This window comes from Micromonospora sp. NPDC005173 (genome assembly GCF_040608515.1).
GTDB lineage: Bacteria > Actinomycetota > Actinomycetes > Mycobacteriales > Micromonosporaceae > Micromonospora.
On the sequence record NZ_JBEXIK010000041.1, the window covers coordinates 43254 to 58707 of the forward strand.

Consider the following 15454-nt stretch of genomic DNA (forward strand, 5'->3'; position numbering starts at 1 on the left):
GTCGTCCTCGCGATGGTGGTCGGGCGGTCAGTGGACGGTGACGGTGCCGGCGCCGCCGTCCACGGTGACGAGCTGACCGGTGGAGATCGTCCGGGTGGCGTCGGGCACGCAGATGACGGCGGGGATGCCGTACTCCCGGGCCACTGTGGGGCCGTGCGCCATGATCGCGCCGGTCTCGGTGATCAGCGCCGAGGCGGTGAGGAACAGCGGGGTCCAGCCGGGGTCGGTGGTCGCGGCGACCAGGACGTCGCCGGGCTCGATGTGCGCGGTGCCCGGGTCGTGGACGACGCGGGCGGGGCCGGTCACCCGGCCCGCCGACGCGCCCACGCCGGTGAGTGTGCCGTCCACGGCGGGCGCCGCCGGCAGTACGGCCTCGACGTCGGTGCCGTCGGACAGCAACGCCACCGGCACCGCCCTGCGGCGTGACTCCCTGCGGTGCACCGCCCTGCGGGAGGCGACCGTCGCCCGGTGATCGCTGCCGTCGTGCACCGCGGCGTGCACCTCGTCGAGGGTCAGGAACATGATGTCGTCGGGCTGCTCCAGCAGCCCGGCGCCGTGCAGGTCGACGCCGATGAGCAGCAGTTGCCGGCGCGTCTCCCGTAGCGGGTACAGCCCGGCGAACTTGCCGGCCTCGCGCAGGCCGGCCAACGAACGGGCCCGGCGCAGCAGGAACCCGGCGATCGTGCCGCGTACCGGCCGCCGACGGCGGGCACGCCTGACCAGTTCCTGAAGCGCGGCCTCGGCCTCTGCGGCGGCCCGCTGGAAGCGCTGGTCCGGCCCCTGCCGCGGATCGGTGACCCGCAGGTAGTTGGCGATCGCCGCGAAGACCGGTGCCGGATCCTCCGCCCAGCGCGGCACCCCGAGGTCGACCTCGGCAACGCCGCGATGGCCGTAGGCGTCCAGGAAGCCGGCCATCCCGACGTCGGGCAGCGTCCCGCGCAGATACCGCGCGGCCAACTCGTCCGGCGGGGTGTCAAGCAGGAGCCGGCGGTGTTCGCCGGCGCCCTGGGCGAGCCGCCAGAGCGCCAGATCCATCTCGATGGTGACGTTGTGCGGCATCCCGCCCAGCACGGTGTGGATCTCGTCGGAGCTCGCGACGCCCTTGAGCAACGACGCCGGCAACGCGGCGGCGAGCATGCCGGTGACGATCGGCCACATGATCGCGTCGGCGCTGTCCTCGGAGTCCCGCGACTCCACGAAGCGGAGCCGGTCGGCGGCGGTCCGCAGGTCGGCGGGGGCGGCCGACCGTACTCTCATCTGCTCGATCGCCCGGAACATCCGGACCCGCGCCGCGTCGGGACGGGCCAGCGCGCGCAGGATCCCCGCCACCGCGCGGCCGGCGGTCCGCAGGGACGCCGCCCCCTGCGCCGCGCCGCGCTGGGTGCTGGCCGTGGTCACGGCGAACCGCGGATCCGTCAGGACGTGCTGCATCACCGCCTGCGCCCGTGGGCCGAAGTCGACCGCCAGGAGCTTGACCAGCCGCTTGCGGGACGACCTGCTCCGAGCCAGGTCGGTCAGGTCACCGTAGAGGCGACCGCCGATGTCGACGATCTCGACCAGGACGCCGAGCGAGGCGAGCATCGCCGCGATCTGCGACCGCAGGGTCGACATGCCCATCGGGGTGACCGGTTGCAGCATGCCCTGAACGTGGCCGAACTCCAGGTAGACGCGGGGGAGGGGCTTCCCGGTCTCCGGCGGGAGGGGAAACAGGCTGGTGATCGGCCGCGACTGCAGCAACCACAGCACACCGTCGCCGTCGATCGCCCACTCCACGTCCTGCGGGGAGCCGAAGTGACCCCGCAGCCGCTCACCTGTGGCCCGCAGCTCCGCCAGGTGCGCGGACGTCAGGCACCCAGCCTCGTCTCGGGTGACGCCGTCGAGCACGTAGTGGTCCACGGTCGCCGCGCCGTCCACCACCGTCGTGCCGAGGCCCGGCGCGGCGTCGACCGCCATCTCGTCGCGGCGACCGGTCAGCGGGTTGGCGGTGAACAGCACCCCCGCCACCGCAGGGGCAACCATGCGTTGCACGACGACGGCCATCCGCACCGCCTGATGATCGATTTCGCGGGCGTCGCGGTAGGCGACGGCGCGATCGGTGTGCAGCGAGTCCCAGCATTTCCTGATCGCGGCGATCAGCTCGGCGGTGCCCGTGACGTTCAGGACGCTGTCCGACTGCCCGGCGAAACTCGCGTCCGGTAGGTCCTCGGCGGTGGCGCTGGAGCGCACCGCCACCGCGCCCGCACCAAGCCGTTCGTACGCGGCGACGATCTCCGCCTGCGGGATGACGCCGAGCCGGTGCGCCTCGGTGGTGACGCAGAATCCCTCGGGGACGCGCTCGCCTCGCCGGATCAGCTCGCCCAGCCCGGCCGCCTTTCCGCCGACCAGGTCGACCATGGCGGCAGTCGCCTCGGACAACGCGATGACGTGCATGGGGGCCTTCTCTCTATGCAATGCAACTGCATTGCATCCCAAGGTACCCACTTGGCGATACGACTGCAATGTAACGGCCAGGCGTGGCGGTGCGACCCGGGGTCGGGGCGTTGTCGGCGTCTGCCATGCTCGGGACGGTGACGACCGGCCGCCCCACCAGAGTTCGCACCCACCGTCGCGTCCGCAGCCGCACCGCCCGGGTTCTCCTCGCGCTCGTCGCGGTCGTAGCTGTCCTCGGCGTCGCCTTCGTCGTCGTGCCGATGTTGCGGCCGCCCGGTCCACGACCGCTCTTCCAGCTCCCGGTCGCCTGCGGTGAGACGTGGCAGCTCAGCACCTACCCCGGCCATGACGACTACGACGTCGACCTGTTTCCGACCGAGGGCGAGGCGTGGGGGCGGCCGGTGCTCGCGTCGTACGCCGGCACCGTCACCGTGGCGGGCGTCAACGGGTCGGTGGGCGGGCGGAACCCGGAGAATCCAGAGGGCCCGCGCGGTCGCGGCGGCGGCTACTGGGTGAAGATCGATCACGGTGGCAAGTGGGAGACGCAGTACCTGCACCTGCTCGAACCGCCGTCGGTCCGGGTCGGTCAGCGGGTCGCCCAGGGCGAGCAGATCGGGCGGCTCGGCAGCACCGGCAACTCCGGCGCCCCACACCTGCACTACGAGCAGCGCCGAGGCTGGGAGAAGGTCGAGACCCACTTCGACGGGGAGCCGTCGGGCATCACCACCGACGAACGCGAACTCATCCTCAAGCGCAAGAGCAACAACTGCGTCTCCGGGTGACCGCGCACGCCGCCCACCGTCTCCTGAGGACGACATCGGGCACGTTTGCCCGACACGGCTCGGGGCACTGTGTCTGGCGAACAGTCCAGACGCAGGGAGGAGCCGGCCGTGGCCAAGGGTGACGTCGAGACGTACCAAGAGGACGGGCAGTGGAAGAACCGCCCGGAGGGCAACGAGCGAGCCAGCAGCACGCATGAGGGCAAGGCCGACGCGCAGACCCAGGGTCGCGAGATGGCGGCCGACCGTGGTGTCGAGCACGTGATCAAGAAGCAGGACGGCACGATCGGGGAGAAGAACACCTACCCGCGCAGCCGCGACCCGCGAGACATCCCGGGCTGACATCCTCCGTATCCTGCGGGCTGACCTCCTCGGCGCGACCGAGGAGGTCAGCCTGTGGCACCGCCGTCGGGAGCTGAGGCGGCCCGATCAGGCCGGCACCACGTACGGGAACGCGTCGGCGCGCGCGCCTTTGGTCCCGTCCGGGGTGAGGCCGGAGGTCATGCCGGTGTTCAGCACCAGGGAGAACATCACCTCGGGTGCGTTGTCGGCCATGGTGCGTCCGTTGCGGACGGCGAAACCGTAGTTGGCCGGCGTGCCGACCTGGTACGACAGCACGTCGGGATAGAGCTGCCGCGCCACGCTCCAGCCGTACGCCTGCGGATCCGGCGCCGTACCGTTCGCCGCCACGACCCCCGCGACCGCGGACGCGATCTCCTCGCCGTCCTCCTTGAGATCCTCGCCGGGGTGCCGCGCGTTGGCCGGGTTGGTGAAGTCGGTGTCGGTGGGCCAGAAGATCGGCCACATCATGGGGTGGCCGGCACGGTTGATCTGGCGCCACCCGCCCGCGTCGGTGGCCAGCATGGTGCGGCACCAGACGCCGATCTCGGTGCCGTCACGCAGCATCGGCTCGTCATGGGACACCTCGAGGACGATCGACTCGACGGTGGTGCCGGCGAAGCTGTTCGTGGCCTTGTCGGCCCGCCACGCCGAGCGGTCCAGCTTCGCGCCGTTCTTGATCGCGGCGTTGACGGTCGCGAGCTCGCCGAGGTCGATGTAGAACGGGTCGGTGATCCGCCCGGCCCAGACCCGGACGTTGCCGCCGCTGGACACCTCGCCGCTGTGGCCCTGGACGATGGGAGTGCCCATCGCGCCGTCGTCGCGGGCATCGGCTCCGGTGAGCTCGTACAACTCCAGCGTCTGCCTGCCGTCACCGTCCGGCTCACCGAAGGCCAGCCGGTAGGCCAGTCCCTCCACCTCGGCGCCGTTGAAGTGAATCTTGAACTCGTAGCGCGCCTCGGCGTGGAAGCCGCGCTTGATGTCGGCCTTTGTCACTGAACTGTTGACGTCCATGACGAACACCGTGGCGCGGTCGCCGTTGAAGACGAACAGGTCGTTGATGAAGAGCTGACCGCTCTGGGCGGCGAGGGGGGTGTCAAGGTGATGCGACATGGACTCACTCCCGGTGATGCCGGATTTATAGGACTAATCCGAACATAGCGGCGACCTTCACACCCCTCGCGTCATCAGCCGAATCCGTGGTCCTGCTGGTCTGGGAGCCGGAGGGTCGCCGAGGGGTCCGTCCGTTGGGGGAGGGCGATGATGGCCGAGCGGAGACGGTCGAGGGCTTCGGCGCGGGCCCCGGTCAGCGACGGTTCCTTCGTCAGCCGTGCCGGGCGTACCTCGACATGGCGGGGCATCTGGGTGAAGGCCGTGGTGATGGCGTCGAGGATCGCCGGGTGGCTGCCCCAGGGGCCGCCGATGAGGACCAGTCGTGGGTCGGTGAGCGCGACGATGGCGGCGAGCACGCCGCTGACGGCCCGCCCCAGCGCCTGCCGGTTGACTGCGGCGAGCTGACGGACGCGATCGATGTCGATGGCCGTCGTGCCGGCGCGTCGAAGGTCGAGGTCGGCGAACACGTCGATGAACCGGGTCGCCTGACCGTGGGGGCCGGTGGTCAGCAGGTGCGCGATCTCGCCGGCGACTCCGGAGTGGCCACGGCGTACCTCGCCGTCGCTGACGATCGCGCATCCCAGTCCTTCGCCGAGGAACACGTAGGCGAAGTCGCCCAGGCCCGTCGGATCGGTGTCGCGCTCGGCCTGCGCCGCCCAGTTGACGTCGTTGTCGACGATGACCGGGCCGGCGACCTGTGGCGTCAGCACCTCGACCGGGTCGAGCTCGCCGAGCAGGAACGGCGCGTCGGGCAGTCGGACCAGGCGACCACTGGCGCGTTCCACCGGGTCGGCGGCGCTGACGACCGCCAGCCGGATGGCCTCTCCGGTGCCCTCCTGCGCCTGCGCGGCGGCGGTGCGCAGGGCGTCGGCCACCTGCTCGGCCCGGGCTGGCCGACTGATGTCGTGCCGGGTCCGCCCGAGGACGTCGCCGTGTGCGCCGACCCGCTCGACCACCACGCCGTCGGGAGCGATGCTGATGGCCAGGGCGGTGCCGACGGTGTCGGCGAGGGCGTAGTACGAGCCGACGCGACCCCGGCCGCGCCCGCCGGGCGTCCGTTCTCCGGTGTCCACGACCAGGCCGGCATCGGTCAGCCGGCGCACGCTCTCGCCCACGGTGGGCTTGGACAGGCCACTGCGGGCCGCCAGGTCGGCGCGGGTCAGCCGCCGCGCCCGCATCAACTCCCGCAGCACGTGCTCGTCGGTCAGGGTGCGCAGCAGCTCCAGCGAGGGCTTGGCGATGGTCACCCCGCGATTCTAGGCAGGAGTCTTGCCTAGAAGGGTGCCCGACCCCTACAGTCTTTCCAAGAAGGAGCCCTAACTAGAAGGAGTCGCGCCATGAACGCCCAGCCCGCCCTGGCCGTCGCCCCGCTCCCGCCCCTGCCGCACTGGGAGTCGACCCCGGACGACCTCCCGGCCGCCATCCGCCAGATCAAGGCCGCGCTGCGCGACCGGATCGAGGCCTCCGGCCGTACGGTCGAGGAGGTGTTCGCGGTCGTCGAACGGCGGGTCCAGGCGAAGGTCGACGAGATCGCCGCCGCCAGGGACCGCGGCGAGACGATCTGGCCGGTCATCGAGTATGCGGACATCGAGGCCGGCACCGTGCCGGCGGAGGCGCTGGCGAAACTGCGCCAGCGGGGGTGCCTCGTCGTCCGCGGCCACTTCGACCGCCAGCAGGCCCTCGACTGGGACCGAGGCATCGTCGACTACGTGGACAGCAACGGGTTCACCGAGGCCTACCGCGGTCCCGCCGACGACTTCTTCGGCAGCGTGGGGTCCAAGCCCGAGATCTACCCGGTCTACTGGTCGCCCGCGCAGATGCAGGCCCGCCAGAGCGACCGGATGGCCCGGGTGCAGGCGTTCCTCAACCGGCAGTGGAAGCACGAGTCCGAGGGTGTGCGGTGGTTCGACCCGGACCGCGACTCGCTCTACCCGGACCGGATCCGCCGCCGGCCGCCGGGCGCCGACTCCAACGGACTCGGTACCCACCTCGATCCCGGCACCCTCGACCTGTGGATGACCGAGGCGTACCAGAAGGCCTTCCGCCACCTCTTCGACGGCACCGTCGAGCAGTACAACCCCTGGGACCCGGCCCACCGCACCGCCGGACCGCAGTACCCCGGCACCACCATGTGCTCGGCCTTCCGCACCTTCCAGGGCTGGACGGCCCTCTCCGACATGGACCACGACCAGGGGGTGCTGCACACCGTCCCGATCCCCGAGGCGATGGCCTACCTGATGCTCCGGCCGCTGCTCGCCGACGTGCCCGCGGACGACATGTGCGGCGTCACGGTCAACCAGGTCTTCCCTGCCAACGAGACGTGGCACCCGCTGCTCATGCAGGCACTCGCCGGCATCCCCGACGTCAAGGCGGGCGACTCCGTCTGGTGGCACTGCGACATGATCCACAGCGTGGCACCGGTCCAGGGCCAACAGGGTTGGGGCAACGTCATGTACATCCCCGCGGCCCCGTGGTGCCCGCGCAACGAGCGGTACTCGGTATCTGTCCGGGAGGCGTTCCAGACCGGGTCCAGCCCGACGGACTTCCCGGCGGAGCACTACGAGCGCAGCTGGCCCAACCGGTTCCAGCCCGACGACCTCAATCCCACCGGGCGGCGTGGCCTGGGCCTCGACTGATCGCCGACCAGCCGACGGGGTCCGGTCGCGGCGGGCCCACGGACGACGGTGGGTCGCCCGGACGTGTTGCCGGGCGGCCCACTCGCCGGTGGTACGTGGGGCCTCAGATGCGGGACCATTTCTGGTTGGCCGCACCCGTGCAGTCCCACAGGTGCAGCTTGCCGCCGTTGTTGGGGTTGGCGTCCCGGACGTCCACGCACCGGTTGGCGCTGATGTTGACCAGGTCGCCAGCGGCGCTCAGGGTGAAGCGTTGGGCGGGATTGCCGTTGCAGGTGACCAGGTTGACCTCGGTGCCGTTGGCGGTGCCGGCCCAGGCCGGGTCCATGCACTTGCCCATCGCGCGGACGGTCCCGTCGGAGGCGAACGTCCAGGCCTGCGCGGCGGTGGTGTTGCAGTCCCAGATCTGCAGCTTGGCGCCGTCGACCGGGTTGGCGCTGGGGATGTCGATGCAGCGCCCGCTCTGCGCACCCCTGATCCGGCTGGTGCCGGGAGCCGGGTCGCCGCCACCGCCGGAGGTGTAGCTGGACACCCGGACGTAGTCGACCAGCATCTGCTGGGGGAACTGCGTGGAGCCATCCGGGTAGCCGGGCCAGTTACCGCCGACCGCCACGTTGAGGATCATGAAGAAGGGGTGGTCGAACACCCACCGGTTGCCGCCGAGCCGGGCGGGGTCGACCCGGTGGTACTGCACCCCGTCGATGTACCAGGTGATGACGTTCGGCTCCCAGTCCACCCGGTAGGTGTGGAAGCCGTCGGCGAGCGGGCCGCCGAGGGTGCGGCTGCCGGTGATGCCTCCGCCGCCGGAGTAGCCGGGCCCGTGCACGGTGCCGTAGACGGTGTTGGGTTCCCGGCCGATGTTCTCCATGATGTCGATCTCGCCGGCGTCGGGCCACCCGCCGCCGGTGCCGAGCATCCAGAACGCCGGCCAGATGCCCTGGCCGCGCGGGATCTTGATCCGGGACTCGAACCGGCCGTACGTCTGGCTGAAGGTGGCCGCGGTCAGCAGCCGCGCCGACGTGTACTCGCAGCGCCCGTAGTGGCACTGGTAGTTGGCGGGGTTGTCCCGGCGGGCGGTGATGACCAGGTTGCCCTGGCCGTCGTGCACCGCGTTGCTGGTGCTGTTGGTGTAGTACTGCCGCTCGTTGTTGCCCCAGCCGCCACCGCCGATGTCGAACCGCCACTTGTTCTGGTCGACGGGCGTGCCGGCCGGGGCGTTGAACTCGTCCTGCCAGCTGATCGGGCCGATGGCGGCCTCGGCCCGGTCGTTCTGGGCCGGGAGGACGAGCGCCACGGAGGTGGCGATGAGGGCGACCGCCGCGAGGACGAACGGTCGGAGGCGGGGGGTGGGACGGGCTGTGAACACGGGAGGCTCCTCAGCGAGGGGATGGCGGAGGCTTCGCGCCCGGAGAACGTAGGAGAGCGCTCTCTATAACGAAGAATGTCGATATGCTGGCTTTCTGTCAAGAGTGTTACCAGTACGGTGACGGGTGGTCACCGCCCGATGCTCGCGGGTGAGCGCCCGCACCCGCGGGGCCTGCTGGTCCGCCCCGGACCGCGGACACGTGCTACCACGAAAGCGGTCGAATCGACCCTTCCTATTGCCGTGGGGCGTCCACGGGGGACAGGATGACGAGGCTCGCCGGAAACATCCCCGTAACCTGCGCGCTGCTGGTCTCTGTCACGAGGAAGTGGGAGTCAGTCATGAGCGACGTGTCGACGGCGCTGGGTGTGCGCCTTTACCCGGATCTGGTCGAGCGGGGTGGTCTGGCCCCCGCGCTCATTGAGATCGCTGCCCGCCACGAGCTCGACCTCGGCCGGGTGACCGCCCCCGAGCAGGGGCGTAGCCGGTTCACCTGCGCTGAGCTGCACTCCGATCAGGGTGTGGTCTGCGTCGGGCTGGGCTCCCAGGCCCGATACTTCATGGTCGACCTTCGGGTGTCGGGTGAGGTCCAGGCTCGGGGCGACGCCATGGACCTCGTCCAGGTGGCCCAGCTGGCCTCGGCCTGGCGCGCCGGGCTGACGCTCGCCGAGCTGACCGCCCGGTTCCCGTTCATGGAGGAGATGAAGCGCCGCCCGACGTCGGCGGCCCAGGTCCGCTGACGCTCCGCTGGCCACAGCGGGTGGCCGCGAACGGCCGACACGTGGTGGGCGTTCGCCGTCGAAGCGCAAGTCGAGGGGAGTGGCCATGGCCGCCCAGCGAATAGTCGCCGATCTGCACAGCGCCTCGATGGCCGAGGCGACCGCCTTCTACACCACGGTCCTCGGCCTGCGGGTGGTCATGGACCATGGCTGGATCGTCACGCTGGCCGACCCCGACCGGCCGGAGGTGCAACTGAGCCTGATGACCGAGGACGCCACCGCGCCGGTCGTCCCGGTCGTCTCCATCGAGGTGGCCGACGTGGACGCGAGCTACCGGGCGGCGCGGGCCGCCGGGTCCGAGATCGTCCACGACCTGACCGATGAACCCTGGGGCGTCCGCCGGTTCTTCGTCCGGGACCCGAACGGCCACGTCGTCAACATCCTCGCCCACCAGCCTCCGGCGTGACGCGCGCACGATCGGGCTCAGCAGCGCAGCCGGGGCGGCAACGGTGACTCGGTGGTGGCGTCGCGGTCCAGGTAGGTCGACTCGGCGAACGCGAGGAAGCGCTCTGCGTCGGCCGCGTTGGACGCCAGGCCGAACGAGACGCGCACCGCGCCGCCGGTCGGCAGCCGCAGCGCACCGAGGTACTGGTCGATCGTGTCGACCCGCGCGAGCAGCCGTCGGCGCAGGGAGCCCCGGCTGATCCCGAACGCGCCCTCACCCGCACCCGGGTTGCAGAAGCAGCCGGCACGCAGGGAGAAGCCCGCCTCAGCCGATTCCCGCGCGACGAGCCGCTCGTCGACCAGGGAGCCGTCCGGCTGGCGGAAGTTGAACGTCACCGTGCCGCCCCGGCCCTCAGCCGTCGCCGGCCCGTACACGTGGACCAGGGGTCGGCCGGTGCGGTGCCGCAGCGTGGTCAGCCGGTCCAGCAGCCAGCCGGTGAGCAGGCCGACCCGGGTGTGCACGAGCTGTACGCCGATGGTGTCGAGCCAGCGCAGGCCGAACTCGACGTCCGGGATGCTCAGGAAGTTGAGCGTGCCGTCCTCGAAGGCCGACTCGTCGTCCATCGACCGGTGCCAGTCACCCTGGACGCTGACCGCGCGGATCGTGCCGCCGGCGAACCACGGCCGGCGCAGCCGGGCCAGCGCGTCGCGGCGGGCCAGCAGCGCGCCGACCCCGGTGGGATAGCCGAAGAGCTTGTACCAGCTCAGGCAGACGAACTCGGGCTGGACGACGCTGAGGTCCAACCGGTTCGTGGGTGCGAACGCGGCGGCGTCGAGCAGCACGTCGTACCCGTGCCGGTGGGCCAGTTCCACCCAGCCCAGCGGGTGCTGCACGCCGGAGAAGTTGCTCTGCGCCGGATACGCGAACAGCCCTCGACCGCCGGGCCGGCCCCACCGCCCAGCCAGCCCGCCGCGGCCGGCGTCGAGCATCGTGGACAGGTCCGACTCGGCGACCCGCAGCTCCGGCCCGGTGAGCGGTACGTAGCGCACCCGCGCGCCGGCCGCTCGGGCGTACTCGCGGATGCCGTTGACCGAGTTGTGGTTGTCCCAGGTCAGCACGAACGGTGCGGCCCGACCGAAGTCGTACGCCTCGCCGACCAGCCGGCAGGCGCCACTGGCGTTCGGGGTGAAGACGACCGTGTACTCGGCCGGGTCCGCGCGGAAGAAGTCGAGCACCGCGCGCCGCGCCGACTCGACCAGCGAACCGGCCGCCTCGCTGGTCGGGTTCTCCGAGTGTGGATTGCTGTACAGGCCCGTTAGCAGCCGATCGTGGTGGGCTCTCACCTGGGCCTGTGCGGCCACCCCCGCCCCGGCGTAGTCGAGGTAGACCTGGCCGTGCCGGTCCAGGTGCCGGTACTCGGTGGCGCGCAGTTCGTCGATCGGAGCGGTGTCGGCGTACCCCGGCAATGCCGTCGGCGAGGTGCGGGTCGCGGCGTGGGGGGCCGGCTCAGGCCGCACGGCGGGCCTCCCGACCTGCCAGCACCGCCCAGGTCGCGCCGAGGAAGAGCACCACGAACCCGCCGAGCACCAGCCAGTTCACCCACACCGGCCGGGAGAAACTGTCGCCGTACGTGGCCAGCAGTGGCGGGCCGAGCGGGGAACCGCCGTCGCGCCAGAGCCGCTCCACCCCGGCGGTGTGTCCCAAGCCCTCGAACGCCCACCGGTTCGACATCGCGTAGCTGAGCCACTGGCCGCCGACCGCCACGGCCGGCACCGGCAGGATCGCGCCGACGAACAACACCTGCGGGAAGCAGAGCATCGGCAGCATGAGCGTCGCCTGGGCGGCGTCGGAGACGGCCGCGGAGCAGAGCAGGCCGAGGGTGAGCGCGGCTGCCGAGGAGAGCAGCAGCGTCGCGTACAGCGCGGCGAAGTCGGCGCCGCCTGCCGGCGGCAGCCGGTCGATACCGCGCAGCACCCCGAGCAGGGCCAGGTCCACCAGGGCCAGTAGCGGCAGCAGCACCGCGACCTTCGCCAACAGGTACGGCACCAGCCGGACACCCGCCAGCCGCTCCCGGCGCAGGATCGGCAGCTCGGTGCAGATCTGGAGCAGGCCGTAGGTCAGCCCGAAGAAGAAGCCGCCGAACGCGATCCAGAACAGGATCATCACGGTCACGTTCGGGCTCGGTTGGGCCGGGTCGAACGCCCCGGGCCGGAACAGCAGCGCGAACATGCCGAGCACCATCAGCGGCGAGCCGAGCAGGATCGCCAGGGTCAGCCGGTTTCGGGCAACGATCTCCGCGTTGCGCACGGAGAGGACGGCCCACTGCCGCAACCTGCCGACCTGCCGACGCCCCGAGCTGTCGACCCCCGGCTCGACCGTACGGGCCGGCGGGTCGCCGTCGTCGCACGCGGCGAAGCGGTCGGGCCAGGCCGTCGGGTCCGTCTCCTCGTCCAGCCGGAGGTGCACCTCCGCGAGGGACCGCAGGCCGAAGAACTCCCGGGCGACGGCCGGTGTGCCGGCGAACGCCAACCGGCCCTGGCGGGTCAGCACGACAACGCGGTCGCAGCGGTCCACGTCGGTGATCTGGTGGGTGGTGAGCACCACCGTGGTCCCCGCGTCGGCGAGGGTCCGCAGCACCCGGAGCAGGTCCACGGCGATCGCCGGGTCCAGCCCGGAGGTGGGCTCGTCCAGGAAGAACACGCCCGGTCGGGTGAGCAGTTCGACGGCGATGCTGGCGCGTTTGCGCTCACCGCCGCTGAGCCGGCCCACCGGCACCGCGGCCCGCTCGGTGAGCCGCAACTCGGCGAGCACCTCGGCGACCCGGCGGGTCACCTCGGCCGGCCCGGTGTCCGGCGGCAGGCGCAGCCGGGCCGCGTACCGCAGGGTGCGTCCCAGCGGCAACTCGCGGTGGATGATGTCGTCCTGCGGGACGAAACCGATCGCGCCGACCTCGGCGGCGCCGTCGTACGCCACGGTGCCCGCGTCGGGTCGCCGGATCCCGGCGAGCGTCTCCAGCAGGGTGGTCTTGCCGGCGCCGCTGGCGCCGATGATCGCGACGACCTCGCCCGGCTGGATGGCCAGCGAGATGTCGTCCAGGATCCGGCGACCGCCCCGGACACTGTGGCCCAGACCAGTGGCCGTGATGCCGACGCCGGTGCGCGGGGGAGACGTGGTCTGCTCGGTCGTCATGTCGGGTGCCCGATCCGGTCGGGGAGTGGTCCGCCTGAATATCGTGCCTCGCCGATGCTACGTCCGGTGTGGACCGTGCGGTCCTGGCCCTTCAGTCCGTGGTGGTGCGCGCTTCCGGTGGTACCTGGAGGAGGTCCAGGCAGTTGCGCCACAGCGTCTCCAACTGGGCCGGGTCGTTGAGCAGCTTCGCGAGCAGGACCCGACCCTCGATCTGGGCGACGATGGACCGGGCGGCCTCGCGGGTGTCGACCGACGAGCCGGCCAGGCCACGTTCCTTCGCCTCGACGACCACCTGCTCGATCAGGTTGATCTGTTCCTCGAAGATCTCCTGAAGCCGACGGCGGATCTCCTCGGCCTGGTTGCTGAGTTCGAGGGCGAGGTTGCCGAACAGACAGCCGGCGACCACGCCGGCCTTCTGCTGGCCGGCGCGCTGGATCTCCTCGGTGGCCTCGAACAGGTCCCGTAGCCGCCGCAGGGGGTCGCGCCCGCTGCCGAGCAACTGCTCCCACTGGCGGCGCTGGGTCGCCCAGTGCTCGTCGATGACAGTGCGGGCGAGCGCCTGCTTGGACTCGAAGAAGTAGTAGAAGCTGCCCTTCGGGACGCCCGCCGCCGCGCAGATCTCGGCCACGCCCAGCGCCGAGTAGCCACGCTGCTCGATCAGCGTGGCGGCCGAGTCGAGGATCTTGTTCCGCGCGTCACTGGTCCGTCCCATGCTTTGAAGATACACGACCGGTCGGCTAATTTTTAGTAGACCAGTCGTCTAGTGGTCATCCGGCAGGGCCGTCAGGGCCCGGCCGCCAGGGCTCCGGCCAGTCAGGAAGTGGTTCTCATGAGCACCAGTCAGGGACAGAAGGTCGTCGTGATCACCGGTGCGTCCCAGGGCATCGGCGCCGGCCTCGTGGACGCCTATCGCAAGCTCGGGTACGGCGTCGTGGCGACCTCGCGCTCGATCGGCGTGTCCGACGACCCGGAGATCGTCACGGTCCGGGGCGACATCTCCGACGCCGACACGGCGGAGCGCGTGGTCGCTGCGGCCCTCGACCGCTTCGGGCGGATCGACACCCTGGTGAACAACGCCGGCGTCTTCGTCGCCAAGCCGTTCACCGACTACACCGACGAGGATTTCGCCCTGCTCACCGGGGTCAACCTCGCCGGGTTCTTCCACCTCACTCGGCGCGTCCTGCCGCACCTGTCGGCCGTCGGCGCGGGGCACATCGTCACCATCACGACCAGCTTCGTCGACCAGCCCAACTCGAACGTCCCGTCCGTGCTCGCCTCGTTGACCAAGGGCGGCCTCAGCTCGGCCACCAAGTCCCTGGCCATCGAGTACGCGGGTCGCGGAGTCCGGGTCAACGCCGTCGCGCCCGGCATCATCAAGACCCCGATGCACCCGGTCGAGACGCACCAGGCACTCGCGGGCCTGCACCCGGTCGGCCGGATGGGCGAGACCAGCGACGTCGTCGACGCCGTCGTCTACCTCGAGTCCGCGCCCTTCGTCACCGGCGAGATCCTGCACGTCGACGGCGGCCAGAACGCCGGTCACTGACCCACCCCAACCCCGGAAGAGGAGCAGACCATGCCGATCGTCACCATCCAGATCACCCGCGAGGGCAGCACACCCGGCGCGTCCGCGGCGACCGCCGAAGAGAAGGCCGCACTCATCAAGGGCGTGAGCGAACTGCTGCGCGACGTCCTGAACAAGCCGTTGACCTCGACCTTCGTGGTGATCGACGAGGTCGAGACCGAGAACTGGGGCCGCGGCGGCCTCCCGGTGGAACAGTTCCGGCAACAGCAGAGCGCCCAGGTGCCCGAGTAGGGCCGGGGTCATCAGCCGGCACGGATTCGCCGCAGTGGCGAGCCGTCCGACCGGCGGGTCGAGCCCGCGCTGACCAGCGCGGGCGCGACCCGTCGCCCCGATGGCATGAACGCACCGGCCGGGGGAAGACGGTTCCGCCGCCGCTGATGAGGGAGTCGGGATGAGAGCCGTCGCCTACGCGGACGTCCGCAGCGTCGCGGTGCGGGAGGTGCCGGACGCCACCTTGGAGGCCGAGACCGACGCGCTCGTGCGGATCACCTCCACCGCCATGTGCGGCACCGACCTGCACATGTACGACGGGCGGACCGGCGCCGACCCCGGCCTGGTGCTCGGCCACGAGCCGTTGGGCGTGGTGCAGCAGGTGGGCGCCGCGGTGCAGACCGTCCGTCGGGGCACCCGCGTGGTGATCCCCACGCACTTGTTCTGCGGGACGTGCGTGATGTGTGCCCGAGGGCTCTCGGCGGCCTGCCTGCGGGTCCGGGCCGAGGGGCCGGGCGCGGCGTACGGCTATGCCGGGATGGGCCCCACCGGGGGGGGGGGGGGGGGGGGGGGGGCGGCGGGGGGCGGCGCGGGCGGGGGGCCGACGCGTACTGGTTACCCGTGGCCGGGGAGCCGGGGGACGCGTACG

General features: G+C 71.4%; 15 protein-coding genes. 8 read left to right on the plus strand and 7 right to left on the minus strand.

The window, feature by feature from the left end:
• Nucleotides 1-27 precede the first annotated feature (27 nt).
• Nucleotides 28-2430 carry a PEP/pyruvate-binding domain-containing protein gene (locus ABZV00_RS30100; protein ID WP_355612328.1) on the minus strand — a complete coding sequence of 801 codons (2403 nt, stop codon included), beginning with the start codon at nucleotides 2428-2430 and terminating at the stop codon, nucleotides 28-30.
• A 125-nt stretch (nucleotides 2431-2555) separates the two neighbouring features.
• On the opposite strand from ABZV00_RS30100, the gene ABZV00_RS30105 reads away from it, so the two are divergent.
• Together ABZV00_RS30105 and ABZV00_RS30110 are read left to right on the plus strand one after the other, a co-directional pair.
• A complete protein-coding gene (locus tag ABZV00_RS30105) occupies nucleotides 2556-3212 on the plus strand; it encodes a M23 family metallopeptidase (protein ID WP_355612366.1) in 657 nt (218 codons plus the stop codon).
• A gap of 108 nt (nucleotides 3213-3320) precedes the next feature.
• A complete protein-coding gene (locus ABZV00_RS30110) occupies nucleotides 3321-3551 on the plus strand; it encodes a DUF2188 domain-containing protein (protein WP_328425424.1) in 231 nt (76 codons plus the stop codon).
• 87 nt (nucleotides 3552-3638) lie between these two features.
• Here the strand turns inward: ABZV00_RS30110 and ABZV00_RS30115 are convergent, their stop codons facing one another.
• On the minus strand, nucleotides 3639-4661 hold the full coding sequence (locus ABZV00_RS30115) for a DUF4331 family protein (RefSeq protein WP_355612331.1): 1023 nt from the start codon (nucleotides 4659-4661) through the stop codon (nucleotides 3639-3641).
• Between the two features lie 74 nt (nucleotides 4662-4735).
• Nucleotides 4736-5908, minus strand: a complete 1173-nt coding sequence (locus tag ABZV00_RS30120) for an ROK family transcriptional regulator (protein WP_355612334.1) — start codon at nucleotides 5906-5908, stop codon at nucleotides 4736-4738.
• Between the two features lie 90 nt (nucleotides 5909-5998).
• Here ABZV00_RS30120 and ABZV00_RS30125 point away from each other — a divergent pair, with 90 nt between their 5' ends.
• Complete coding sequence (locus ABZV00_RS30125; RefSeq protein ID WP_355612337.1) at nucleotides 5999-7297, plus strand: DUF1479 domain-containing protein; 1299 nt, start codon at nucleotides 5999-6001, stop codon at nucleotides 7295-7297.
• Between the two features lie 103 nt (nucleotides 7298-7400).
• Here the strand turns inward: ABZV00_RS30125 and ABZV00_RS30130 are convergent, their stop codons facing one another.
• Nucleotides 7401-8660, minus strand: a complete 1260-nt coding sequence (locus ABZV00_RS30130; protein ID WP_355612340.1) for a family 16 glycosylhydrolase — start codon at nucleotides 8658-8660, stop codon at nucleotides 7401-7403.
• Between the two features lie 338 nt (nucleotides 8661-8998).
• Between ABZV00_RS30130 and ABZV00_RS30135 the strand changes: the two genes are divergently transcribed.
• Together ABZV00_RS30135 and ABZV00_RS30140 are read left to right on the plus strand one after the other, a co-directional pair.
• Complete coding sequence (locus ABZV00_RS30135; RefSeq protein ID WP_328425434.1) at nucleotides 8999-9397, plus strand: hypothetical protein; 399 nt, start codon at nucleotides 8999-9001, stop codon at nucleotides 9395-9397.
• A gap of 85 nt (nucleotides 9398-9482) precedes the next feature.
• Complete coding sequence (locus ABZV00_RS30140) at nucleotides 9483-9842, plus strand: VOC family protein (RefSeq protein ID WP_355612343.1); 360 nt, start codon at nucleotides 9483-9485, stop codon at nucleotides 9840-9842.
• Between the two features lie 17 nt (nucleotides 9843-9859).
• On the opposite strand, the gene ABZV00_RS30145 is transcribed toward ABZV00_RS30140, so the two are convergent.
• From ABZV00_RS30145 to ABZV00_RS30155, 3 genes are all read right to left on the minus strand, one after another.
• Complete coding sequence (locus ABZV00_RS30145) at nucleotides 9860-11338, minus strand: aminotransferase class V-fold PLP-dependent enzyme (RefSeq protein WP_355612346.1); 1479 nt, start codon at nucleotides 11336-11338, stop codon at nucleotides 9860-9862.
• Nucleotides 11328-13010, minus strand: coding sequence for an ATP-binding cassette domain-containing protein (locus ABZV00_RS30150; protein ID WP_355612349.1), 1683 nt, complete (start codon nucleotides 13008-13010; stop codon nucleotides 11328-11330). The genes ABZV00_RS30145 and ABZV00_RS30150 overlap by 11 nt, the downstream gene beginning before the upstream one ends.
• A gap of 91 nt (nucleotides 13011-13101) precedes the next feature.
• Complete coding sequence (locus ABZV00_RS30155) at nucleotides 13102-13722, minus strand: TetR/AcrR family transcriptional regulator (protein WP_328425442.1); 621 nt, start codon at nucleotides 13720-13722, stop codon at nucleotides 13102-13104.
• 117 nt (nucleotides 13723-13839) lie between these two features.
• Here ABZV00_RS30155 and ABZV00_RS30160 point away from each other — a divergent pair, with 117 nt between their 5' ends.
• The 3 genes from ABZV00_RS30160 to ABZV00_RS30170 all read left to right on the plus strand — a co-directional run.
• Entirely contained in the window at nucleotides 13840-14556 is a 717-nt protein-coding gene (locus tag ABZV00_RS30160; protein ID WP_355612352.1) for an SDR family oxidoreductase, read from the plus strand.
• Nucleotides 14557-14586: 30 nt separating this feature from the next.
• Nucleotides 14587-14826 carry a 4-oxalocrotonate tautomerase family protein gene (locus ABZV00_RS30165; RefSeq protein ID WP_355612357.1) on the plus strand — a complete coding sequence of 80 codons (240 nt, stop codon included), beginning with the start codon at nucleotides 14587-14589 and terminating at the stop codon, nucleotides 14824-14826.
• Nucleotides 14827-14986: 160 nt separating this feature from the next.
• Nucleotides 14987-15454: alcohol dehydrogenase catalytic domain-containing protein (locus ABZV00_RS30170; RefSeq protein ID WP_355612360.1), on the plus strand; the 468-nt coding region annotated here is incomplete at its 3' end.

What these genes read in the sequence shown, in the direction of transcription:
- ABZV00_RS30100 (WP_355612328.1), bottom strand. Translation starts at nt 2,430, where the DNA reads ATGCACGTCATCGCGTTGTCCGAGGCGACTGCCGCCATGGTCGACCTG.
- ABZV00_RS30105 (WP_355612366.1), top strand. Translation starts at nt 2,556, where the DNA reads ATGCTCGGGACGGTGACGACCGGCCGCCCCACCAGAGTTCGCACCCAC.
- ABZV00_RS30115 (WP_355612331.1), bottom strand. Translation starts at nt 4,661, where the DNA reads ATGTCGCATCACCTTGACACCCCCCTCGCCGCCCAGAGCGGTCAGCTC.
- ABZV00_RS30125 (WP_355612337.1), top strand. Translation starts at nt 5,999, where the DNA reads ATGAACGCCCAGCCCGCCCTGGCCGTCGCCCCGCTCCCGCCCCTGCCG.
- ABZV00_RS30135 (WP_328425434.1), top strand. Translation starts at nt 8,999, where the DNA reads ATGAGCGACGTGTCGACGGCGCTGGGTGTGCGCCTTTACCCGGATCTG.
- ABZV00_RS30140 (WP_355612343.1), top strand. Translation starts at nt 9,483, where the DNA reads ATGGCCGCCCAGCGAATAGTCGCCGATCTGCACAGCGCCTCGATGGCC.
- ABZV00_RS30150 (WP_355612349.1), bottom strand. Translation starts at nt 13,010, where the DNA reads ATGACGACCGAGCAGACCACGTCTCCCCCGCGCACCGGCGTCGGCATC.
- ABZV00_RS30155 (WP_328425442.1), bottom strand. Translation starts at nt 13,722, where the DNA reads ATGGGACGGACCAGTGACGCGCGGAACAAGATCCTCGACTCGGCCGCC.
- ABZV00_RS30160 (WP_355612352.1), top strand. Translation starts at nt 13,840, where the DNA reads ATGAGCACCAGTCAGGGACAGAAGGTCGTCGTGATCACCGGTGCGTCC.
- ABZV00_RS30165 (WP_355612357.1), top strand. Translation starts at nt 14,587, where the DNA reads ATGCCGATCGTCACCATCCAGATCACCCGCGAGGGCAGCACACCCGGC.